Annotated in this window: 19 protein-coding genes; 11 read left to right on the top strand and 8 right to left on the bottom strand. The window is 66.1% G+C overall.

Annotated elements, in window-relative coordinates:
- Nucleotides 1–8: 8 nt before the first annotated feature.
- A complete protein-coding gene (locus D5687_RS05035; RefSeq protein ID WP_125198679.1) occupies nt 9–3,089 on the top strand; it encodes an efflux RND transporter permease subunit in 3,081 nt (1,026 codons plus the stop codon).
- Nucleotides 3,090–3,120: 31 nt separating this feature from the next.
- Here the strand turns inward: D5687_RS05035 and D5687_RS05030 are convergent, their stop codons facing one another.
- Complete coding sequence (locus D5687_RS05030) at nt 3,121–4,572, bottom strand: HDOD domain-containing protein (protein WP_158611757.1); 1,452 nt, start codon at nt 4,570–4,572, stop codon at nt 3,121–3,123.
- 117 nt (nt 4,573–4,689) lie between these two features.
- Complete coding sequence (locus D5687_RS05025; RefSeq protein WP_125198677.1) at nt 4,690–5,640, bottom strand: LysR family transcriptional regulator; 951 nt, start codon at nt 5,638–5,640, stop codon at nt 4,690–4,692.
- Between the two features lie 456 nt (nt 5,641–6,096).
- Here D5687_RS05025 and D5687_RS05020 point away from each other — a divergent pair, with 456 nt between their 5' ends.
- Both D5687_RS05020 and D5687_RS05015 read left to right on the top strand, forming a co-directional pair.
- Nucleotides 6,097–7,761, top strand: coding sequence for an NADH-quinone oxidoreductase subunit L (locus tag D5687_RS05020; protein WP_125198676.1), 1,665 nt, complete (start codon nt 6,097–6,099; stop codon nt 7,759–7,761).
- A gap of 31 nt (nt 7,762–7,792) precedes the next feature.
- Complete coding sequence (locus tag D5687_RS05015) at nt 7,793–10,285, top strand: YbcC family protein (RefSeq protein ID WP_125198675.1); 2,493 nt, start codon at nt 7,793–7,795, stop codon at nt 10,283–10,285.
- Nucleotides 10,286–10,373: 88 nt separating this feature from the next.
- Here D5687_RS05015 and D5687_RS05010 read toward each other — a convergent pair whose 3' ends face one another.
- Entirely contained in the window at nt 10,374–10,775 is a 402-nt protein-coding gene (locus tag D5687_RS05010) for a hypothetical protein (RefSeq protein WP_125198674.1), read from the bottom strand.
- Between the two features lie 169 nt (nt 10,776–10,944).
- On the opposite strand from D5687_RS05010, the gene D5687_RS05005 reads away from it, so the two are divergent.
- Nucleotides 10,945–11,691 (top strand): carbonic anhydrase, encoded by a 747-nt coding sequence (locus D5687_RS05005; RefSeq protein ID WP_125198673.1) that lies wholly within the window; start codon nt 10,945–10,947, stop codon nt 11,689–11,691.
- A gap of 114 nt (nt 11,692–11,805) precedes the next feature.
- Here D5687_RS05005 and cynS read toward each other — a convergent pair whose 3' ends face one another.
- The gene (gene cynS / locus D5687_RS05000) at nt 11,806–12,249 is read right to left on the bottom strand and encodes a cyanase (protein WP_125198672.1); all 444 of its coding nucleotides are present in this window, start codon (nt 12,247–12,249) and stop codon (nt 11,806–11,808) included.
- A 364-nt stretch (nt 12,250–12,613) separates the two neighbouring features.
- Here cynS and D5687_RS04995 point away from each other — a divergent pair, with 364 nt between their 5' ends.
- From D5687_RS04995 to D5687_RS04985, 4 genes are read left to right on the top strand one after another with little or no spacing between them, the layout of a single operon-like run.
- Nucleotides 12,614–13,177, top strand: a complete 564-nt coding sequence (locus D5687_RS04995) for an OsmC family protein (protein WP_125198671.1) — start codon at nt 12,614–12,616, stop codon at nt 13,175–13,177.
- 58 nt (nt 13,178–13,235) lie between these two features.
- Nucleotides 13,236–14,387 carry an acyl-CoA dehydrogenase family protein gene (locus D5687_RS04990; RefSeq protein WP_125198670.1) on the top strand — a complete coding sequence of 384 codons (1,152 nt, stop codon included), beginning with the start codon at nt 13,236–13,238 and terminating at the stop codon, nt 14,385–14,387.
- A 42-nt stretch (nt 14,388–14,429) separates the two neighbouring features.
- Nucleotides 14,430–14,597: a hypothetical protein gene (locus D5687_RS11245; protein ID WP_158611756.1), complete on the top strand. Its 168-nt coding sequence runs from the start codon at nt 14,430–14,432 to the stop codon at nt 14,595–14,597.
- Entirely contained in the window at nt 14,584–15,987 is a 1,404-nt protein-coding gene (locus D5687_RS04985) for an FAD-dependent oxidoreductase (protein ID WP_125198669.1), read from the top strand. The genes D5687_RS11245 and D5687_RS04985 overlap by 14 nt, the downstream gene beginning before the upstream one ends.
- 106 nt (nt 15,988–16,093) lie before the next feature.
- On the opposite strand, the gene D5687_RS04980 is transcribed toward D5687_RS04985, so the two are convergent.
- From D5687_RS04980 to D5687_RS04970, 3 genes are all read right to left on the bottom strand, one after another.
- Nucleotides 16,094–17,014, bottom strand: a complete 921-nt coding sequence (locus tag D5687_RS04980; RefSeq protein WP_125198668.1) for a PA2778 family cysteine peptidase — start codon at nt 17,012–17,014, stop codon at nt 16,094–16,096.
- 33 nt (nt 17,015–17,047) lie between these two features.
- Nucleotides 17,048–17,446, bottom strand: coding sequence for a PA2779 family protein (locus tag D5687_RS04975; protein ID WP_125198667.1), 399 nt, complete (start codon nt 17,444–17,446; stop codon nt 17,048–17,050).
- A 113-nt stretch (nt 17,447–17,559) separates the two neighbouring features.
- The gene (locus D5687_RS04970) at nt 17,560–19,218 is read right to left on the bottom strand and encodes a sigma 54-interacting transcriptional regulator (protein ID WP_125198666.1); all 1,659 of its coding nucleotides are present in this window, start codon (nt 19,216–19,218) and stop codon (nt 17,560–17,562) included.
- Between the two features lie 259 nt (nt 19,219–19,477).
- Between D5687_RS04970 and D5687_RS04965 the strand changes: the two genes are divergently transcribed.
- The 3 genes from D5687_RS04965 to D5687_RS04955 are packed head-to-tail and all read left to right on the top strand — an operon-like array spanning nt 19,478 to nt 22,578.
- Nucleotides 19,478–20,854 (top strand): ABC transporter substrate-binding protein, encoded by a 1,377-nt coding sequence (locus tag D5687_RS04965; RefSeq protein WP_125198665.1) that lies wholly within the window; start codon nt 19,478–19,480, stop codon nt 20,852–20,854.
- A 3-nt stretch (nt 20,855–20,857) separates the two neighbouring features.
- Nucleotides 20,858–21,700, top strand: coding sequence for a nitrate ABC transporter permease (gene ntrB / locus D5687_RS04960; protein WP_125198664.1), 843 nt, complete (start codon nt 20,858–20,860; stop codon nt 21,698–21,700).
- A 2-nt stretch (nt 21,701–21,702) separates the two neighbouring features.
- On the top strand, nt 21,703–22,578 hold the full coding sequence (locus D5687_RS04955) for an ABC transporter ATP-binding protein (protein ID WP_125198663.1): 876 nt from the start codon (nt 21,703–21,705) through the stop codon (nt 22,576–22,578).
- A gap of 83 nt (nt 22,579–22,661) precedes the next feature.
- Here the strand turns inward: D5687_RS04955 and D5687_RS04950 are convergent, their stop codons facing one another.
- Nucleotides 22,662–23,171 carry a macro domain-containing protein gene (locus D5687_RS04950; RefSeq protein ID WP_125198662.1) on the bottom strand — a complete coding sequence of 170 codons (510 nt, stop codon included), beginning with the start codon at nt 23,169–23,171 and terminating at the stop codon, nt 22,662–22,664.
- Between the last annotated feature and the right edge of the window lie 191 nt (nt 23,172–23,362).

Here is a 23,362-nt window from a genome sequence, read left to right as displayed (position 1 = left end):
GAACAAACATGCTGGACCGACTGATTGACTGGTCACTGCAGAACCGTCTGCTGGTGGTGGCCGCCTCCGCCCTGTTGCTCGTGCTCGGTGTCGTCACCGCGCGCGAGGTCCCGGTGGACGTGTTCCCCGACCTGACCGCCCCAACCGTCACCGTGATGACCGAGGCCCCGGGCCTTGCCACTGAGGAGGTGGAGCAACAGGTCACCTTTCCCATCGAGACGGCGATGAACGGCGCGACCGACGTCCGCCGCCTGCGCTCCCAGTCCGTGCCGGGCTTTTCCATCGTCTGGGTGGAATTCGAGTGGGGCACGGACATCCTCGAATCGAGACAGATCGTCACCGAGCGCCTCAACCAGGCGCGCGACGACCTGCCCCAAAGCGTGGGCGTACCGCAGCTCGGCCCGATCACCTCGATCATGGGCGAGATCGAGTTCTTCGGCGTGCGCGCCGAAAAGGGGGCGAGCCTCATGCTGGCCCGCGAAGTCGCCGACTGGCAGCTCGAACCCAAGTTGCTCGCCATCCCCGGCGTGGCCAACATCACCGCCCTGGGCGGCGATATCCGCGAGTACCAGGTGCTGGTTTCCCCCGATCGCCTGCAAGAAATGAACGTCGGGCTGGATCAGGTGCACGAGGCGGCCTCCCGGGCGAACCGCAATGCCGGCGGCGGCTGGATCAGCGAGGGTGGCCAGGACTACGTGCTGCGTTTCATCGGCCGTACCCAGCGCGCCTCGGATCTGGCCGAGGCGGTGATCACCGTGCGTGACGATGCCCCGATCCGCATCCGTCACGTCGCCGAGGTCCGGGAAGGACCGGGTATCCCGATCGGGGACGCCGGCATCAACGGCGATCCGGGGGTCGTGGTCGCGGTATCCAAGCAACCCAATGCCGACACCCTCGAACTGACCCGGCGTATCGAGACGGTATTGCAGGAGGCTGAAGCCGACCTGCCCGACGGCATCCATATCGAACCGGGCCTGTTCCGCCAGGCGGACTTCATCTCCCGTGCGATCGACAACGTGGCCGTGGCCCTGCGCGACGGGGCGATCTTCGTCGTGGTGGTGCTGTTCGCCTTCCTGTTCAGCTTCCGCACCACGCTGATCTCGGTGCTCGCGATCCCGCTGTCGCTGGTGGTGGCCCTGATCGGGCTCAAGTGGATGGGTATCGGCATCAACACCATGACGCTCGGCGGCATGACCATCGCCATCGGCGCGCTGGTGGACGACGCGATCATCTTCGTCGAGAACATCTACCGCCGCCTGCGAGAGAACCGTCACGCCGAGCACGCCGCCCCGGCCGCGCGCGTGGTGTATCGCGCCTGCTCGGAGGTACGCCAGTCGGTGGTCTTCTCAACGGCCATTATCATGCTGGTGTTCGCGCCGCTGTTCTTCCTTCAGGGGGTCGAGGGCCGCCTGCTCGAGCCACTGGGCCTGGCCTACCTGTTCGCTATCGCCGCCTCCTTGCTGGTAGCCCTGACCCTCACGCCGGTCATGAGCCTGTGGCTACTCGCGAAGGACAAGGCACTGGGCGAGGAGAAGGACCCGCCGGTAATTCGTTTTGCCAAGTGGCTTTACCGTCCCATCCTGAACGCGAGCCTGCGCTTAGCTCCAGCCGTGCTGGGGCTCTCGGTCATCGCGGTGGTCGCCACCCTGCTGGTGATCAGTCAGTTCGGGCGCTCGTTCCTGCCCGAATTCAACGAGGGCAGTCTCACCATCGCGGTGACCGCCCCGCCGGGTACCTCGCTGGAAACCTCGTCCGACATCGGGCGACAGATCGAGGATGTCCTGCTCGGGTTCGACGAGGTCGAAACAGTCGCCCGCAAGACCGGTCGCGCCGCGCTGGACGCACACACCCAGGGGCCAAATGCCTCCGAATTCGAGGTCACGCTGGGCAAGCTCCCGCAAGGCAAGGAGGGATTCATGGCCGAGCTGCGCGACGCGTTGAACGGCGTGCGCGGGGTCAATATCAACATCGGCCAGCCGCTCTCCCACCGCATCGACCACATGCTCTCAGGCACCCGGGCGGCGATCGCGGTGAAGCTCTACGGCCCATCCCTCGCGGAGCTTCGCCGACTCGGGGGCGAACTCGAGGGCACCATGAAGGAGGTCGACGGCCTGGTGGACGTGGCCATGGAGCCACTCCAGTCAGTACCGCAACTGCGCTTGCGCGCCGATCGCGAAGCCATCGCCCGGTACGGGATGACGGTCGAGGAGGTCGCCCAGCTGGTGGAAACCGCCTACCGTGGCAGCGTTGTCTCCGAGGTATTCGAGGGCAATCGGCGCTTCGATCTGGTGGTGCGCTTCAATGACGCGGCACGCGCGGATCGGCACGCCGTCGGCGACACCCTGATCGAGACGCCCACGGGCGACATGGTGCCGTTGCGGGCACTGGCCAACCCCTCGTTCGAGCAGGGACCGGGCACCATCCTGCGCGAGAATGCCGAGCGCCGGCTGGTGGTCAGTGCCAATGTCGCCGGTCGCGACCTACGCGGCGCAGTCGAGGCCATTCAGGCGCGCGTCGCTGCCGACATGGAGCTGCCGGAGGGCTACCGGGTCGAGTACGGCGGCCAGTTCGAGGCGGAAGCCAATGCCACCCGCACGATCGGTTGGGTCTCGCTCGCCGTGCTGGCCGGCATCCTGCTGTTGTTGCAGATGGCCTTCCGCTCGCTGCGCCTAGCGCTGCTGGTGATGGTCAATATCCCGCTGGCGCTGGTCGGTGGCGTGGCTGCGGTCTGGGCGATGGGCGGCGTGATCACGGTGGCGGCCCTGGTGGGCTTTATCACCCTGTTCGGCATCGCCATTCGCAACGGCATCCTGCTGATCAGCCGCTTCCAAGCCCTGGCGCGGGATGGCATGGACGTGGATGAGGCCGTGGTGACCGGTTCGATGGAACGACTCGCGCCGATCCTGATGACCGCCCTGACCGCCGGTCTGGCGCTGATCCCGCTGGCCATGGGGCTGGGCGAGGCCGGCACCGAGATCCAGGCGCCGATGGCGGTGGTGATCCTCGGCGGGCTGGCCACCTCGACCCTGCTCAACATGGTGGTACTGCCCGCCCTGTACCGGCTGGTTGCCAGTCGGCAGACGGGGTGACGACGGGACGGCTGATCGCCCGGTACGGCGATCAGCGCTTGGAGCGCGACTTCAAGGCCAGGGCGGCCTGGTTGCGCAGGGTGCGCAGGCTATTGAGATTGCCTTCCGTGAACGCCGCAGTCGGGCCTTCGAGGTAGAACAGGCCGAACGGGGCGCGGTTGACGTGCAACGGGTAGACCATCGCGAGATCGCCCGACCCACGGAACTGCCAGTCGAAGATGTCGTCGCTGGGCATCTTCGGCCGGTGGATGCTGCGATCCTCGCCCGACTGGAACACCTGCGCCAGCCGGCTGGTCTCCGCGAGCGGAACGGTCATGCGCGGCTTGAACTCGACGAACGAGGTGCCCTGGCCCAGGCGGGGCACCAGCTTCCAGGCCTTTCGCTCCAGCATGTAGAGCACGGCCAGGTCCAGGCCCAGGCCCTCGTGCATGGCCTCGAGCATGCGCGCGAAAATCTGGCCGAGGGGTTCTTCTTCGGTCAACGCCTGGGTGGTCTGCTCGATGCAGGCAATCAGGCGCTCCGAGCGCTCCTCGGCTTGCGGGGTGCTCGAGACGCTCTCCTCGACCGGCATCGGGGTGTCGTGGTCGGCCTCCATGCGCTGCAGGAACGCCGGGCGTTCGGCCGAGGACAGGAGCTCCTCGTACTCGAGCATGTGGTCGCGGGCCGCGGCACTGGCCTCCTCGAAGACCGACGTCTCCACCTCGCAGCGGTGGGCAAGGTCCAGCGTGTCGCGGCGGATCGCCTCGACCGACTCGCCGCGCGCGATCACCTCGGCCGAGGAGCGCGCCAGTTGCGCCAGTCGCAGCGCGCGCGCCTCCGGTGTCAGCCGAGTGATCTTGCCCGAGGCCCGTGCGGTGGTGAGAAACCGCCGCGCCGATTCCGGCAGGCCCCACTGGCGGCAGACGTCGCGCGCGAGTGCCACCGGCAACACGCCGACCACCTTCTGGATGGCGGTGTCCTCGTCGAGCCCGTCCTCGCGGCGGGCACGCTCGATCTCGGCCAGGTGCTCGGGGGCGTGTCGATAGACCAGCAGTGCGCCGAAATCCTGGAACAGCGCGCAGAGGAACATTTCCTCGGCGGACAGTCCGCCCAGCTCGCGCGCCAGCCCCTGCGCGAGGAAGGCCTGGTAGATCGCCTGCATGAAACGGCTCTGCAGCAACCGACTGTGGCGCTTGCTCTCGATCTGCTCGAATAGCGACAAGGCCAGCGCGGCAAGACGCACTTCCTCGAAGCCCAGCACCGTCACCGCGCGGGTGACCGTGTTGATCTGCCCGCCCAGGTGCCGGTAATGCGCGGCATTGGCCAGACGCAGGATGCGGTGGGTCAGCGCCGGGTCACGCAGGATCAACGCGGAGAGATCGTTGGCCGAAGCCAGCTCGTCGTCCGTCAGGCGATAGGCTTCCTGCACCGTACGCGCGAACGCCGGGAAGTCCGGATTCTGCGCAATCCGTTTGATCAGGGTGGGGCGGAAGCTTTGTTTCACGTCTGGGGCGAGATCCCGGTGCATGCCGAGTGGTTATCTGGGGCGGCAAGACTGTACCACGACGGCCAGGCCGACCGGCGGCCGGCCACTCTCCGCCTACTCCCTTTTCGGCGCCGATCAGCCAATCTTGAGATAGTCACCGCCGTGTTCCTTGAGAAACGCCAGAAACTCGCGGGCGATCACCGACAGGGCCTTGCCACGCGGGTAGACGATGTTCCACTGGCGTTGCAGCGGAAAGCCCTCCACATCCAGCTTGACCAGCGGACCGGCCTCGCTTTCAAGATTGAGTGCGTGCTCGGAGACGACCGAGATACCCAGTTGCCCGACGACGGCGTGCTTGATCGACTCGGGCCCTTCCAACACCAGTCGCTGCCTGAGCTTCAGGCCATGCTGGGCGAAGTGTTCCTCGATCTTGTTGCGGATGCCCGACCCCGGCTCGCGCATGATGAACGGTTCCTCGGCGATCCGCTCCAGCGGAATCCGGCGCTCGCGTGCCAGCGGGTGGTCACGGTGTGCGATCACCACCAGCGGGTTGGGGGCGAACGGAATCAGTTCGAGATCCAGCCCGCTGTCGGGCACGTGACCGATGATGTAGAGGTCGGAAAGGTTGTCCTCGATGCGCTTGAGGAGCGTGTCGCGGTTGGACACCTTGAGTTCCATCTCGATGTCCGGGAACTGCTTGGCAAAATCCCCCATCGCCAACGGCGCGAAGTACTTGGCCGTGGTGATGACCGACAGGCGCAGCCGACCTTTCTTCAGGCCCTTGAGATCGTTGAGCGACATTTCGAGATTCGACAAGGTGTCGATCACGTCGCGACAGCCACGGGCGACCCGATTGCCGGCATCCGTGAGATAGATCTTGCGACCGATCTGCTCGAACAGCGGCATGCCGACCGTTTCCGAGAGGCTCTTGACCTGGGCCGACACCGTGGGCTGGGTCAGAAACAGCTCCTCGGCCGCCCGGGTAAAGCTCCCCAGCCGGGCGACCGCCTCGACGATCTCGATCTGTCTCAGGGTGGCCCGCCGCAGGAGATAACGCGCCTCCGATTGCCGGTTCTCGTCAGCCATCATCACTCCTCTTCCTGTTTCTCACCTCTCGCATAGATCGAATTCTATGCAACCCGGGCCCCAAGGTCGATCCGGTCGTCCTTCGGTGCCCTTCGTTGATTTCCGTTGCCCCACCCGGCTGCCGACGCGGGTAGATCGATCGCTTGTATTGGAATTTTCGATCAACTCCATTCACCTAAGTCTATCCATAGATGCATCGACGGCAACCCATTGACTAGAACAAATACCATGACGAAACGCCGCCATGGCGGTCATTGGAACGAATTTTCACCCTCAAAACGAGCATTCATTGCCCCGAAGGCCCAGCGAAAATCTTGGCATAGACTATAGCCAATAGGTTGCTTCGGAAATTCGTATTGGTGATCGATTTGGCTCGTCACTACCTTTCGTCCTGCCGGCGGGACCGCCCCGATTCCGCGAGCGGACCCGAACCACCAGCCTGACCGGAGGGAGACCATGAACGCATTGACCAACTGGCCGCTTGCCGGCGCCCTACTCGCCCTGATGCCGCTGCTACTGCTGGTCGCCGCGTTTCCAGGGACCACCGGGGGCGTCGAGACGGCCCGTCGCTACCGCACGCGGGTTCGTTGGGCCTCGATCGGCGCGCTGGCGCTGGCCATCGCCGCGACCCTCGTCTTCCTGGCCGATGACCGTGCCTCCTTGACGCTCGCCGCCCTGCCGCTGCCCGGCGAAACCGGCGCACTGGCACTTTCGATCCAGGTCGACCAGCTCACGATGGCGCTGGCCGTACTGGTCGCGCTGGTCGTCACCCTGATCGCCCGCTACAGCGAGAAGTACCTCGACGGCGACCCGCAGCAGGCGCGCTTCTTCCGCCTGCTGGCCCTGACCGCCGGCTTCTTCCTGCTGGTCGTCATCTCGGCCAACCTTGCGCTGTTCACGCTGGCGATCATCCTGACCGGCTTCTCGCTGCACAAGCTGCTGCTGTTCTACCCCGACCGCCCCCGCGCGGTGATGGCAACGCACAAGAAATCCTTGTTCAGCCGCAGCGCGGACGCCTGCCTGGTGGGCGCCACCCTGCTGATCGGCCACCAGGTCGGCAGCCTGCAGTTCGACGCGATCGCCGAGTGGGCCCATGCCCAGGACGGCATGCCGATGGGGATGCACGTGGCGGCCTTCCTGATCGTGCTCGCCGCGATCCTCAAGAGCGCGCAGTTCCCGTTCCACGGTTGGCTGTTGCAGGTCATGGAGGCGCCCACGCCGGTCTCGGCCCTGATGCACGCGGGTGTCGTCTACAGCGGCGCGATCATCGTGCTGCGCACCAGCGAATTCCTCGCCGCCCAGGGCAGCGCGCTGTTCCTGCTCGCGATCGTCGGGCTGGCAACGCTGGTGATCGCCTCCCTAGTCATGCTCACGCAGACGGCCGTGAAGTCTTCGCTGGCCTGGTCGACCACCGGGCAACTCGGCTTCATGCTGCTCGAGCTGGGCCTGGGCCTGTTCGCCCTGGCCCTGCTGCACCTGGTCGGCCACTCGCTCTACAAGGCGCATGCCTTCCTCGCCGCCGGCAGCATCCCCGACCAGCTGCGCCAGCCGAAACCGGCAGCGCGCCGCCGCGTCGGCTTCGGCACCTGGGCGATCACAATCGCCGCGAGCCTCGCGTTGACCTCGGCACTGGCCGCCGTGCTCGGCCTGTCGGTGAGCCACGAACCGGCACTGATCGCCCTAATCGCGATCGTCGCCCTGGCCGTGGCCCAGCTGGTGCTCAAGGCGATCATCGTCGCGCCGGGCGCTGTAGGCATCGCGCGGGCCGCGGGGCTTGCCGCGATCATGGCCGCGGTCTACTTCGCGCTGCACGAAGCCTTCGTGACCCTGTTCGGGCCGACGGTCGCCGGGATCCCCGACACCCTGACGCCGGCCTACGGCCTGATGCTGGGGCTGACCACGATCAGCTTCCTGTTCCTCGCGTGGTTGCAGGGCCCCGGCCGCGATCACTTCAACGGCTCGGGCCGCAAGGGGCTGTTCGTCCACCTCTACAACGGGCTGTACGTCGACTTGCTGGTCGAGCGAGCCGCGCATCGCCTCTGGCCGCACAAGGTCGGTCAGCACCGCTCGCGCCATGACGCGCTCAAGGCGCAAACGCCCGTTACTACCACCCAATACTGATTCGCCGGGTATCTACCGGGAGGACACGGCCATGACACTGGCAACGCAGACCCAACAGCACAACGCCGAGACGACCCGCGCGACCGGGCGGCTCGACCTCGACCACGTCCGCGAACTGGCCGACGCGGCCGGGCGCAAGATCGCCCCGCTCTGGCCGCTGGACTCGTTCGTCGCGGTCAACCCCTACCTCGGCCTGATCGACCAGCCGTTCAGCGAGGCGGCCGGCTACCTCGGCGCGATCGCCGTCGAGCGCACGGTCATGGACCACGAGTGGTACGCCCAGCGCTGGCGCGACGGGCGACTGACCCGCGCGCATATCGAGCGTGCCGTCGAGCACCTGGGCCACCCGGTGGGCATCGAGACCGTGATCAAGGCGCTCGAGGCGCCGCACCGAAGCAGCACGCCGATCCCGATGCTGGTCGAGATGCTCGACCGCCCGGGTGCGGCGCCGATCTCGATCTTCGTGGTCGACCAGATCAGCCACTTCCTCGCCGCCCACTTCGACCGCGGCCAGGCGATCTGGAGTGCCCCCGACGAGAACGCGTCGCTCTACACCGCGTGGCGTGAGTACACGCTGATCGATCGCAGCGCGCGCGCCGCTGGTCTGGGGAAGGCCCGCCGATACCTGCAGGACGTGCCGGCCGACCCGATCGAGGCGATCGCCTGGGCGATCGAGACCCTGCAACTGCCGGAATCGGTCCACGCCGACTACCTGTTCGCCGCGCTCAAGTCGATCAACGGCTGGGCGGCCTACTGCCGCTACCGCCTGTGGGGCGCCGAGCTGACCGGTGGCAGCAACAAGGACCTCACCGACCTGCTCGCCGTGCGGCTGGTCTGGGAGGCGCTCGCGCTCAAGGCCACCGACAGCGCCGCGATTCGTCGCGACTGGCAGCGCGAGATCGAACGCCATCACGAGGCGATCGCCGCCGCCGAGAACGAGGCGGTGATCGACGAGGTCATGCTCACGGCCACCGAGATCGCCTTCCGCGACCCGGTCATCCGGCATTTCCGTCAGGCGAGCCCCGCCGCGCAGACCGACGCGGCACGCCCGCCGGTACAGGCCGCCTTCTGCATCGACGTGCGCTCGGAGGTCTTCCGCCGTCACCTGGAAACCAGCTTCCCGGGCGCGCGGACCATCGGCTTTGCCGGTTTCTTCGGCGTGCCGCTGGCCTACCAGCGCCTGGGCGAGTCGCAGTGCCGCACCCACACCCCGGTGCTCTTGAACCCGGGCGTGACCGTCGCGGATCGCGCCGAGGGCGGCGACCAGGCGGGTCAGGAACTGGCCGCGCGTCGTGAACAGCGCATCGGGAATACCCTGTCGTGGAAGCAGTTCAAGCTCTCGGCGGCCTCCTGCTTCACCTTTGTCGAGTCGGCCGGCCTGACCTACATCCCGAAGCTGATCGGCGACACGCTCGGTTGGCACACCCCGGCCCCGCCGCCGGACCAGGCCGGGCTGAGCGACGAGGAGCGCGCCCGCGTCCACCCGTCGCTGGCCTCCGAGGCCGACCTCGAGGCCCGCGTGGGCATGGCCGAGGGCATCCTGCGCGGCCTGGGCCTGACCGAGTCGATCGCGCCGATCGTGCTGCTGGCCGGCCACGGCAGCACCACGACCAACAACCCGCACCGCGCGGGCCTGGATTGTGGTGCCTGCGCCGGACAGACCGGCGAGGTCAGCGCCCGGGTGGCCGCCGACCTGCTGAACGACCCGGCGATCCGGGACGGCCTGGTCGGGCGTGGCATCGAGATCCCCGCCGACACGCGCTTCGTCGCCGCGCTGCACGACACCACCACCGACGAGGTCGACCTGCTCGATCTCGACGAGGGGGCGGTTGATCGGGCAAGGCTCGACGAACTACGCCAGGCACTGGTGCAGGCCGGTGACCTCACCCGCCTGGAGCGGCTGGTGACATTGCGCGAGAACCTGTCCGACAGCCCAGCGGACCGCGAGGCCGCGCGCAAGGCCGTGGCCCACCGCGGGCGCGACTGGTCCGAGGTGCGCCCGGAGTGGGGCCTGGCCGGCAACGCCGCCTTCATCGCCGCGCCGCGTGAGCGCACCCGCGACCTGGATCTGGGCGGCCGGTCGTTCCTGCACGACTACGACTGGCGCCAGGACGAGGGCTTCGGCGTGCTCGAGCTGATCCTCACCGCCCCGCTGGTGGTGGCGAGCTGGATCAACCTGCAGTACTACGGCTCGACGGTCGACAACGAGCGCCAGGGCTCGGGCAACAAGGTGCTGCACAACGTCGTCGGCGGCCTGGTCGGCGTGCTCGAGGGCAACGGCGGCGACCTGCGGGTCGGCCTGTCGATGCAGTCGCTGCACGACGGCGAGAACTGGCGCCACGAGCCGCTGCGCCTGTCGGCCTTCGTCGAGGCGCCGGCCGAGGCGATCGACGACATCATCGCCGGCAACGAGACCCTGCAGCACTTGGTGGGCAATCGCTGGCTCACCCTGCTGCGTCTGACCGACGAGGGCGACGTGCAGCGCCGCCGCGGCCCGGGGGACTGGGTCAGCGAAGCGGTGTAAGCCCCTAGCGAAACTCTGCACCCAGAACGGCAAACGGCGCGGAATCATCCGCGCCGTTTTTTTTGTTCACGTCCCTAGCCTCAATGACTCAGTCTGCCACGCTGCCCCGTACCGGCGCCGAGGCAAACCGTCGCCAGACCAGCCGCCAGGTCAGCGGCTCGCGGCGATTCCACGGCAGCAGCGAGACCAGGCGTGCCATGGTGCAATAGCCCACCAGCACCTGCGCCCAGGTGCCGATCATGGGGATCCAGAACAGCCAGCGCATCGCCTCGGGCAACGCGACCAGCAGCAACAGCAGGTAGAAGAACCTCACCTGCACCGGAAAGGCGGTCAGGCGATCGGCGCGCAGGGCAAAATGCGCCAGGTTGATCACGGTCAGCCCGACGGCCAGCCACAGACCCACCGGATCGATCAACAGCCCGACACTCAGCAGCACGGCCGTCACCAGCCAGTACCACCACCCGAGATCCTTCACGTCCAGCATCAGCATCGTCACTCTCCTTGTCATGGGTTCGAGGCACGGCACGAGGGTAGCGGGCTTTTTATTAGCAGTCTATGCACTTGGACCAAAAGCGTTCACCGTTCCGGGAACTAATAGCCTGGCTACCTAGTCGCATCTGAGCGATCATCCGCCAACCACAACAAACAAGGAGTCCCACATGCGAATTACTCCCGGAACCATTGCCGTAGTGGTCGCCACGTTCGGCCTGCCCCATCACGCCATGGCAGCTGACGCCACTCACTGGAGCTACAAGGGCGATGCCGGCCCGGACCAGTGGGCCTCGCTCGACCCGGCGTACTCGAGCTGTGGTGACGGCGTGAACCAGTCGCCCATCGATGTAACCGCATCCTTGTCGGCGGATCAGTCAGCCCCGACATTCGACTACAGCGACGGCGGCACCCACCTCGTCAATAATGGCCACGCCATTCAGGTCGACTACCAGAAAGGCAGCACCCTTACGCTCGACGGCCGGGACTTCCAGCTCAAACAGTTCCATTTCCATGCCCCGAGCGAGCACACCATTGATGGGAAACATTTCCCGCTGGAAGTGCATTTCGTCCATGCCGACCCGGACGGCAACCTAGCCGTCGTGGCCGCGCTGTTCGAGGAAGGAGAAGCCAACGACGCGCTCGAGCCGCTCGTGAAGAAGCTCCCCGGCTCGGCAGGCGAAGAGGTTGAGCTGGATGCCGCGTTCAACGCGGCCGAACTGCTACCTGCCGGAACCGAACATTATCGTTACAACGGTTCGCTGACCACGCCGCCCTGCAGCGAGGGTGTCCGCTGGGTGGTCATACAACAGCACCCCACCCTCTCCACCGAGCAGATCACGTCGTTCGAGAAAGCGATCGGCACGGAGAACAACCGGCCGGTTCAACCGATCAACGCCCGGGTCCTGATCGACTGATCGCGTCGGCAAAGCCGATCCCGGTGGACGGATCGCCATCCGCCGGTCATGTAAAAAGGGCGCGTCTCGGACGCGCCCTTTTCACGTTCGGCTCGCGGTTCCGTCGCGAGCGGCCTACCAGGATTTGTAGGGCAGGAACTTGCCGTTCATGGTGATCACGACGCGATCGCCGGCGGGGTTGACCTCGCGGTCGACGTCGAGCGAGAAGTCGATGGCACTCATGATGCCGTCGCCGAATTCCTCGTGGATCAGCTCCTTCATGGTCGAACCATAGACGCCCACGACCTCGTAGAGGCGATAGATGAGCGGGTCGGTCGGCACGGTCTGTTCCCAGGTCTTCATGGGGCAAGCCTCGATCGCGGCCTTGGCCTCGGCGGGCAGTTCGAGGATCGCGATCAGCTTGTCGGCGAACTCGGGCTTGAGGCTGTTCATGCCCAGACAGGCCGAGGTGACGAACGTCGGGGACAGGTCTACGCCACTGGCGATATCGGCCCAGGACAGGCCGAGCGCGGTCTTCTTTTCCAGGATCAGGTCGGTCAGTGCTTGCTTGGTCATCATGCGGGCATCTCCGTCAAGGGATATCGGGTTTGTCGTCGTGACCGTCAAGGCCACTGTCCCCTGTCGTTACAAGAAGCCTGCCAAGCAGCACTTATCCTTTTCTTTCCAACACTTACGCATTCGATCAGCGCAACAACACGCCGCCAACCGGACATTGTCCGCCCCACGCCGGCGAAAGACCGGACATTGTCCGACAATGCCCGCCCCACCCTGGGGCAGCGCCATGCACAATCCCTTCCAAACGGCGCCACAACGCAATTTACGGTTCTTGGCACAGCCTCTGCAATGCAGTAGGCGACGACGGGATTCGTCGAGAGACATCCCGATCCACGTCCAAGCCAATCCAGAACCGGAGTGAATACCCATGAGCACAGCAACCGCCCAACCCGTCGCCCCGTCCTGCATCCGCCAGGCGATCAAGGAAATCGATGCCGACGGCCTCAAGGCACTGAGTGAAAAGGGCAAGGCCAACCCGGATGCGGTGGTCACGCTCAAGGCGAAGACCGTCTGCGAAGGCCGGTTTCGCAACCTGACCTACATCCGCGACCTCGATCCGGTGGTGGTCGACGAGCCGCCGCACCTGCTGGGCGACGACACCGCCCCGAATCCGTCCGAGGCCACCCTGGCCGCGCTGGGTGCCTGCCTGGCCGTGGGCGTCCACGCCAACGCCACCGCGCGCCAGATCAAGATCAGCAAGCTCGAGCTGAACATGGAAGCGGACATCAACGTCACCGCCGTCTGGGGCACGGGTGACCTCGACGAATCCAAGCCGCTGGGCTTCACCGCCATCCGCGTCTACTTCGACGTCGAGACGGTCGACCCGATCAGCCAGGAAGATCTGCAGGACCTGCTGGACACCGCCGAGAAGTGGTCACCGGTGGCCAACACCATGACCCGTCCGGTCGACCTCTCCTGCCATCTCGCCTGATCGCCGAGACGTCGTCCAATCGGCCCGGTCCGCCGGGCCTTCTACCGGAGGTGATCCCATGAATCTTGCCACCCACGACCCCGTGGCGGCCCGGCCCACCGCGGCCCCGCCCGACGTACCGGCGTTCCTGAAAACCGACGCGACGCCCGACCTCGACACGGTGATTCGCCGCGCCTTGAAGCCCAAGGTGATCGCGATCGACCACGGCGAATACCCCGCCGACGTGTTGCACGAAATCGGTGCGGCCGGCGCCTATCGCCACCACCTCGCCTCACAGAATCCGGCCGGCATGGACATCGCCGCGGCCATCGACGACATGGACCGCATCTCGGCCGAATGCATGTCCACCGGCTTCATGACCTGGTGCCAGGACGCCGTGGCCTGGTACGTCGAGAATTCCGACAACCAGCACCTCAAGGACACCGTCCTGCCGAAGCTCTCCAGCGGCGAACTGCTCGGTGGCACTGCCCTGTCCAACCCGATGAAGTACTTCGCCGGCATCGAGGACATCCTGCTGCACGCCGAGGAGACCGCCGACGGCTTCATCGTCAATGGCCAGCTGCCGTGGATCTCGAACCTGGGCGAATCGCACGTGTTCGGCTCGATCTTCCGCGTCGAGGGCGACAACCCGCGCGACGTGATGGCCCTGGTCCACACCGACACCCCGGGCTTCGAGTTTCGCCAACTGGTCGAGTTCTGCGGCATGGAAGGCACCGGCACCTACGCCCTGTTCTTCAAGGATGTCTTCATCCCGCACAACCAGATCATCGCCGATCCGGTCGGCCCGTTCCTCAACCGCATCAAGGCCGGCTTCGTCCTCTTGCAGGCGGGCATGGCCACGGGCGTGATCGAGGGTTGTATCCGCCTGTGCGAGGACGTCGAACCGCGCCTCGGCCACGTCAACTGCTACCTCGACGATCGCCCCGACGAGCTGCGCGAGGCCCTGGAAGATACGCGCGCCCTGGTCCGCGAACTGGCCACCGACGTGCACAACCCCGACCCGGCCTATTTCCGCCAGGTACTGGAATTGCGACTGGCCGGCTCCGAGCTCGCCCTGCGCGCGGCCAACAGCGCCATGCTGCACATCGGCGCGAACGGCTACCTCGTCGACGCCCCGGCCCAACGCAAGCTGCGCGAGGCCTACTTCGTCGCGATCGTCACCCCGGCGATCAAGCATCTGCGCAAGGAAATCGAGGCACTGATCGATTAATCCCATGCCCCGCCCACGATCCGACAACCAGCAGGCGCTGTCATGACCGCGCCCCGCGCGGCACGCACGCCGATCCTGCTCCTGGCCGGCAGCCTGCTCGCCTGGCTGTGCATCGCCGCCATCGACGTGACCCGCCCCAAGGCAGAACCGCGCCCGTCGGCGCCCAATGAAGTAAACGAGACCAAGGTGACCCGCCATGAACACGCCTGAAGAAGACATCCGCTGGATCTGCACCGTCTGCGGCTGGATCTACGACGAGGACGAGGGCGACCCGGACAGCGGCATCGCGCCAGGGACCCGCTTCGAGGACATCCCCGACGACTGGTACTGCCCGCTGTGCGGGGTGACCAAGGCCGACTTCATGCCGCTGCACGAGTACGCCGCCCAGCGCGCCGCGCAGAACGATGCCCCGCGGCCCCGCGCGGCACAGGGCGGCGTGGGCGGTCCGGATTCGGTGGTCATCGTCGGCGCCGGCATCGCCGGCTGGACGGTCGCCGAAGAGCTTCGGGCCCGCGACCCCGATCGCCCCATCACCCTGATCAGCAACGACGAGGCGGCCGCCTACACCAAGCCGGGCCTGTCGATGGCGATCAGCCAGGGCCGCGCCCCCGAGGATCTCGTCGAGCAGAGCGGGCCGGCCAAGGCCGCCGAACTGGGCATCACCCTGCAACCGAACACCTCGGTGCTGGCGCTGAACACCGACGGCAAGCGCCTGCTGACCACCCGCGGCCCGGTCCACTACGGGGAGCTGGTGCTCGCCCTCGGTGCCCGCCAGCGCTTTCGCGCCTTCGACGGCGATGCCGCCCCTCGCATCACGCGGCTCAATCATCTCGCCGCCTACCAGCGCCTGCGCGCCCGTCTCGACGGCGAACCGCGCCACGTCACCATCATCGGCGCCGGCCTGATCGGCGTGGAACTGGCCGAGGATCTGACCGCCGGCGGCCATCGCGTCACCGTGCTCGATCTCGGCGAACGCATGCTCGACCGGCTCGCCCCCGCCCCGCTGGGCAACGAGTTGGGCCGGCATCTCTCGGCCAAGGGCGTGGATTTTCGCCCCGGCACCAGCCTCGCCCGCGTCGATCAAAGCGGCGGGCGCCTGAAGGTGACGCTGACTAACGGCGGGGAGATCCATACCGACGAGGTGATTTCCGCGATGGGCCTGGTGCCCAACACCGATTTCGCCCAGCGCGCCGGGCTGGTCATCAACCGCGGCATTCTCGCCTCGGCGCAGACCATGCAGACCAGCGACCCGCACGTCTACGCCATCGGCGACTGCGCCGAGATCAAGGGGCGCAGCTACTTCTTCATCGAGCCGATCCGCCGCATGGCCACGACCGCCGCCGCGGCCCTGAGCGGTGACTGCGTGCCGTTCGAGCACCGCCCGGCCGCGATTCGCGTCAAGACCCCCAGCCTGCCGATCATGCTCTGCCCGCCCGACCGTCGGCTTGCCGACCTGGGCCGCTGGACCCCGCACACCGTGCCCGAGGGCCAACGCAACGACTTCGTGAGCCGCGGCCAACTCGCCGGCTACGCCCTGGCCGGCAAGGCGGTCAGTGAACACGAAGCCCTTTACCGGCAGCTCGGTCAACCCACGAACTGACCCGCGCGCCGGCAAAAAGCCATGCCTGAGGACCGGCCCCGGATTGATCCGAATCGCCACGGCTTGCCCGTCGAAAACGGTCTGTGACGTCTGTTTACTGTGCCAGTTACCGGGCCCGCTGCTCTCGTGCCCGTTCCTGCAACGGGCCGGGGATTTCGGCGGCTCGACGCAGCGCATCCTCGGCCTCCTCGGTCCGGTCGAGCGAGCGCAGCACCAGCCCCAGGTTCAGCCAGGCGGCCGCGAACTCCGGGTCCACGTCTACCGCGCGGCCGAAGGCTCGGGCCGCCTCGCGTAGGTCACGGGTGGCGGCCAGGGCATTCCCCAGTCCGAACTGCGCCAGGGCCAACGAGGGTTCACGGTCGGCCAGCGCCTGCCAGGCTGGCAGCGCGGTATCGGCCCCCTGCACCGACTCGAATGCCGAGATGGCCTTGGCGGACTCGCGATCCACGCCCGAGGCCGGCAATTCGCCCGGCGGTAAGGCGACGAAGGCCCAGCGATCCGAACGCGCCCAAGTGGCATCAAAGCGCCCCATGGAAACGTCCATGCGTGGTGTCTCGCCGCTGTGAAGCACCAGGCGTTCGTCGTCGAGGTCGTAACCAATCACCACCGCGTAGTGCCACATCGGCCACCACGGCAGGGACAGGTTCTGCAGCACGGCCACCGGCCGATCCGCCGCCACCTCCTGCAAGACGGCATCCAGCCGCCCCGGAATGACGAACGGAATCAGCCCGTGACGACGAACGGTGGCCAGCATTTCCGGCTGGACGCTGCCCTCGCGGCCGGGCAGGAACACCTGCGGGATCAGCTCGTCGACGCTGGCCGTCCGGCCACCCTGGTCGAGCACCATGGCCAATGTCGCGGGACCACACTGGTAATCACGCTGCCCGTGAAACGGCACCTCCTCGATCAGATGTCGCTCCGGTACGGCAGAATGCGTGTCCTCGGACAACGGCGGCGTCGTGGCGCAGCCACTCAACAAGGCGGCCGCCAAAAACAACAAAGCGCCCGACCAGCGGGCGCTTTTCATCGATCGATATCGCATGCTCGCGACGACTCGCTATCAGCGGGTGAACGGGAACACGTTGGTCAAGCCCAGCAAATCGGTGACCAGCAAGATCACGAACACCGCAAACAGCACACCAACGACGCTACTGGCGCCGGCAGGCATCTGATCAAGACGTTCATTCATCTCGCGCACCTCTTGATCGGACAAGGCGGCGACACGCTCCTCGACCTGTGCCGGATCGGCACCTTGGGCAATCAGCTGGTCACGCACCTCATCGCGGGACAGCAGCTCGACAATCCGCTCACGATCGGCGCTGGCCTGATCGGCGCTCACCGCTTCCTGGGTCGTGACCAGCCCATCGGCCACGGCCGACGGGGTAGCCATCGCCGGCATGCTGCCGACGGTGAATGAGGCGATCACGAATGGGCTGACGATTCGGGCGACTCGTTTCATCACATTTCCCTCTGGTTGAAATCGACTTAACGCCGCAACCACGACGTGCCACTTAGTCTAGACCGCTTTCGTGAAGTTCCACTCGCGACCACGACCTGGCCAACCGGGCGTCCTTACCCGCTCAAGTGCAGTTTATCGAGACGATAGCGGAACTGCCGGGTCGTCATGCCCAATCGCCTGGCGGCCTGCGTCTTGTTCCCGCCCGTTTCCTGCAATGCCTGGAGCAGCGACTCGGCTTCGTCCTCGCGCACCCACCGATAACTGCGCTCGGTTACCGCCGCGGGTTGGGGGAATGCATGACCACCCTGTCGCGGGCGGCCGCTTTCAGCCGCGCCCCAGTCAGAGGGCGGTTCGGGTGTGTTTGGGGTGCCACCCGCCTCGAGGTGGTCGGTGACGTGCGATTCGTGGGTCAGGATCAGTTCGATATCGGCCACGGTGATCCAGCCGTTCTGCGCCACCAGCACCGCCCGCTTGATCACGTTCTCCAATTGGCGAATGTTGCCCGGCCAGTTGTAGGCCGCCAACCGGTCGAGCACGCCCACCTCGAACGTGGCGTTGCGGTCGAACTCCTGACTGGCGACCTGCAGGAAGTGCCGCGCGAGCAGTTTCACGTCGCCGTCGCGCTCGCGCAGGGCCGGCAGGTGGATGGGAAAGACGTTCAGCCGGTAGAACAGGTCGATGCGAAAGCGCCCCTGGTTGACCGCCTCCTGCAGGTTCTTGTGCGTGGCGGCAATGATGCGCACGTCGACCGGCACGTCCCTGGTGCCACCCACGCGGTGGATGGTCTGTTTTTCCAGCACGTGCAACAACTTGGACTGCAAATCGAAGGCCAAGTCTCCGATTTCATCGAGGAACAGCGTGCCGCCGGAGGCGAGTTCGACGCTGCCCTTCTTCGCCGAGACCGCGCCCGTGAACGCCCCCTTCTCGTGACCGAACAACTCGGACTCCAGCAACGCATCGGGAATGGCCGCACAGTTGATGGCGATGAACGGCCCGTCGCAACGCGGGCTGGTCAAGTGCACCATGCGCGCAAATCGCTCCTTGCCGGTGCCGGACTCGCCGTTGAGCAACACGGTGGCCTGCGTCGGCGAGACGTGCAGGGTCTGGCGAAAGGCCTGACGCAACGCCGGGCTCTCGCCGAGAATGCCGTGACGCGCCTCCTGGTTGCTCGACAGCGCCTCGCGCAGGGATTCGTTCTCCTCGGCCAGCGCGGCGGTCTGCTCGCGAATCAGGTCGTCGACCTTGAGCACCCGGGCGATCAGCGCGGCCATGATGCGCAGCAGCGTGATGTCCCGGTGCAACGGCCGGTGGCGCTCGCGGATGCGGTGCGCGCCGAGTACGCCCATCGGCTGGTCCTCGTTGAGTATCGGCACGGCCAAAAAGGCCACCGTCTCGTGCGGCAGGGTGTCGCGCTCGACCGCGCGGGTCAGGTAGACCGGCTCCTCGTCGATGTCCTGGACCACCGCGACCTGCCCGGTGCGCATCACCCGCCCGGTCACGCCCTCGCCCACCCGGTAGCGGCCGCGGTCGCGCTCGTCGGATGAGAGCCCGTAGGCGTAGCGGATCTCCATGAACTCGCCGCTGGCATCGGGCAGCACCACGCGGCCGCGATTAAGGCCGGTGATCTGCGAGAGCAACCGCAGCATCCGGCCGATCACGGTGTCGGGGTCGTTCAAGTGCGAAAGCCATTGCGTGGCCTCGTGCACGACCAGCAGTTCAGCATCGGCACTGTCGGCACGGGCCGACGATTGAATGACTTGCGCGTGGGTCATGGGGCAACTCCGGACGAATAGGTGACATTCCCGGAGCTGCAAGAAGCAGGCCCATGACTTTGTCCGCCATTGGCGGGCATTGCGCGCCGATACGGCCCTCGCGGACGCACCAAGAACGGGATTGCTCGCGCGCCACCGCTCTTTCGTAGTGCGAAAATACGTCATTTTCGGCCATTCAGCGCTGATCTGACGCAAACGGTCGGTGTGGCACGGCATCTGCAATCTCGAGGTCGTCACTCACCGACCCGAGAACGAAACCATGTCCACATTCGATAACCCGTTCGATCCCGACAAGTCACTGCACCGCGGCTGCACCTGCGGCAAGCACGCCAGCCAGGCGGACCACAATGCCGCCATCGCCGCCAGCCCCAACCCGACGGATGAAGAGGCGGCCCTCAATCGCGCCGTCGAATCGTCCGTGATGCGCTCGCTGTTCCCGGAAGACCGCACCCGTCGCAACTTCCTCAAGGCCGTCGGCGTGAGCACGGCGATGGCCGCGGTTTCCACCTTCTTCCCGATGGCCGCCGCCAAGGCCGTCGCCGCCGACCCGGTCGGACCGCTGGAGAAGAAGAAGCTCAAGGTCGGCTTTATCCCGATCACCTGCGCCACGCCGATCATCATGGCCCACCCGATGGGCTTCTACGAGCGCGAGGGCCTCGACGTCGAGGTGGTCAAGACCGCCGGCTGGGCACTGATCCGAGACAACGTTGCCAATGGCCAGCTCGACGCCTCGCACATGCTCTCGCCCATGCCGATCTCCGCCTCGCTCGGGGTCGGTGCGCGCCAGCAGGACACCTACGTCGCCACCATCCAGAACATCAATGGTCAGGCGATCACGATGCACAACAAGCACAAGGAGAATCGTGATCCGAGCAACTGGAAGGGCATGACCTTCGGCATCCCCTACGACCACTCGATGCACAACCTGCTGCTGCGCTATTACCTCGCCGAGCACGGCGTCGACCCGGACAAGGACGTCCAGCTCAAGGTCATCGCCCCGCCGGAGATGGTCGCCAACCTCAAGGCCGGCAATATCGACGGTTTCCTCGGCCCCGAGCCGTTCAATCAGCGCGCGGTCTACGAGGGCGCCGGCTTCATCCACGTGCTGTCGAAAGACCTCTGGGACGGCCACCCCTGCTGTGCCTTCGGTGCGACCAAGAGCTTCGTCGAGGAGAACCCCAACACCTTCTCCGCGCTGTTCCGCGCCATCGCCAGCGCCACGGTCTACGCGCACAAGAAGGAGAACCGCCCGGAGATCATCGAGGCGATCGCCCCGGCCAACTACCTCAACCAGCCGAAGATCGTGCTCGACCAGGTGATGACCGGCCGCTATGCAGATGGCCTGGGCAACATCATCGAGGAGCCGGAGCGTGCCGACTTCGACCCGTTCCCGTGGGAATCGATGGGCGTGTGGATCCTCACGCAGATGAAGCGCTGGGGCTACATCGAAGAGGAAATCGACTACGCCGACATCGCCGAGGAGATCTTCCGCGCGACCGACGCGCGCCAGCGTCTGGCCGAGATGGGCCTGCCGGCACCCGAGATCAACAGTCGGACGCACATGATCATGGGCAAGGAATTCGACCCGGCGCGCCCGCAGGAATACCTCGAATCGTTCGAGATCGGGAGGGCCTAAGTCATGAGTCAGTCACTGCGCTTACGGGGTGGCATCGTCTCGATTCTCCTGCTGCTCGCCTTCATCGGCGCGTGGTGGGGGGCGACCCTGCCCACCCAGGTCGACCTCGGCGACATGGATCCCGATTACGCCGCGATGATGGGGCTGGATACCGTCCAGGAATCCGACATCCCCACCCCGGGGGACATCGGCTCGGCGATCTGGACGCACCTGTCCGACCCGTTCTACGTCTCGGGCTCCAACGACATGGGCATCGGCATCCAGCTGGCCCATTCGCTCTGGCGGGTGCTCGCCGGCTTCGCGCTCGCCGCGCTGGTCGCCGTGCCGCTGGGCTTTCTGATCGGCATGTCGCCGTTGATGCACAAGGCACTCGACCCGTACATCCAGATCCTCAAGCCCATATCGCCGCTCGCCTGGATGCCGCTGGCCCTCTACATCATCCAGGACGCCTCGATCTCCTCGATCTTCGTGATCTTCATCTGCTCGATCTGGCCAATGATGGTGAACACCGCCTACGGGGTCGCCTCGGTCCGCGACGACTGGCTCGCCGTGGCCAAGACCCTCGAGGTCAGCCCGATCAAGAAGGCGTTCAAGGTGATCCTGCCGGCGGCGGCCCCGACGATTCTCACCGGCATGCGCATCTCGATGGGCATCGCCTGGCTGGTCATCGTCGCCGCGGAAATGCTCGTCGGCGGTACCGGCATCGGCTACTTCATCTGGAACGAGTGGAACAACCTCGATCTCGCCAACGTGATCTTCGCCATCCTCCTGATCGGCGTGGTCGGCATGATCCTCGACATGATCTTCGGCCTGCTTGGCAAGGCCGTCAGCTATAAGGAGGTCTGAACATGACTACCCCCGCATTCATCCAGGTCGACGGCCTGGAGAAGACCTTCCCCGCGCCGATGGGCCAGGAACCGGTCACCGTGTTCCAGAACCTCGACTTCGAGATCGAAAAGGGCGAGTTCGTCTGCCTGATCGGCCACTCGGGCTGCGGCAAGTCGACCATCCTCAACATCCTCGCCGGGCTGGATGCCGCGACCGACGGCTACGTCTTCATGGAGAACAAGGAAGTCACCGGACCGGGTCTCGACCGCGGCGTGGTATTCCAGGGCCACGCCCTGATGCCCTGGCTGACGGTGCGCGAGAACGTCGCCTTCGCGGTGAAATCCCGCTTCAAGCGCCACTCCAAGGATGAAGTGAACGCGCAGGTGGAAAAGTACGTCGACATGGTCGGCCTGACCCCGGCGATCGACAAGAAGCCGCACCAGCTCTCCGGCGGGATGCGCCAGCGCGTCGGCATCGCCCGGGCGTTCGCCATCGAACCGAAGATGCTCCTGATGGACGAGCCCTTCGGTGCACTGGATGCGCTGACCCGCGGCGTGATCCAGGACGAGCTGCTGGCGATCTGCCAGGCCACCAACCAGACCGTCTTCATGATCACCCACGACGTCGACGAGGCGATCCTGCTGGCCGACAAGATCCTGCTGATGACCAACGGGCCGTTCGCCGAGGTGGCCGAATGCGCCTACAACCCGCTGAAAAAGCCGCGCTCACGCCAGGAAATGCACCACGACGAGCACTACTACCCGTTCCGCAACCACCTGATGGACTTCCTGGTCAACGGGCCGAGCACGCCCTACGCGGACAAGGCATCCGACGGCACGCCGCCGGCGATGGAGGAGGCGCCGCGCAGTGGGCCCCGACGGGTAGTGAACGCCTGATCCACGAGGAGCATTCGCTCCATCCACCATCCGGCCCCGGGAGCACAACCGGGCCCGGATTTTTTCGTGGTCACCTTGGTTTTTCAGCCCCCACGAACCGCGCGGGCAACGTCCTCGACCACCTGAAGATCCGCCTCGCGATAGACGATCAACCGCAGGTCGGTCAACGTGACGGGCTCGTAGCGGTCGATCTCCTCGAGGATCAGGCGCACCCCGGTGGCAAAATCAAAACCGGCCACCCCGCAGCCCAGCGGCGGGATCACCATTGAGCAACACCCCAGTTCGTCGGCCTTGGCCAAGGTGTTGCGAACCGCCGCACGGATACTATGCTCCGTGGCGCGCCCATCGCCGTAATGCGGCATGGCCGCCGCGTGGATCACCCAGCGAGCGGGCAGATCGAAGCCTTGCGTCACGGCCACACCGCCCAGCGGGACCGACCCCTGGGCCATCGCCGCCTCGTTGATCGGCCCGCTGGCCGCATCACGCAGGGCACCGGCCACGCCGCTGCCCATTGCGAGTGACGTGCCGGCGGCATTGACCAGGCAATCGGCCGATTGCGTCGCGATATTGCCCTGTATGATCGAGAAATCCATGCAAGCACCTCCCGCGGCCGTCTCTCGGAACCCGGCCTCGAGTCTGGACCCGGGTGCGGGAGATTGAAACCGCCGCCGTTGGCGCAGGTCACACTTGTCCCATGCCATGCCCGCGTGGCTGACCGTTCGTTCAACCCTTGGTAGCCCAAACGCATGCAACCCCGACGTTATCTCGCCGCCCTCCTACCCGT

The organism is Guyparkeria sp. SCN-R1 (assembly GCF_003932495.1).
GTDB lineage: Bacteria > Pseudomonadota > Gammaproteobacteria > Halothiobacillales > Halothiobacillaceae > Guyparkeria.
Note: the sequence above shows the minus strand (reverse complement) of the source record. Positions and strands in the feature narration are given on the sequence as shown.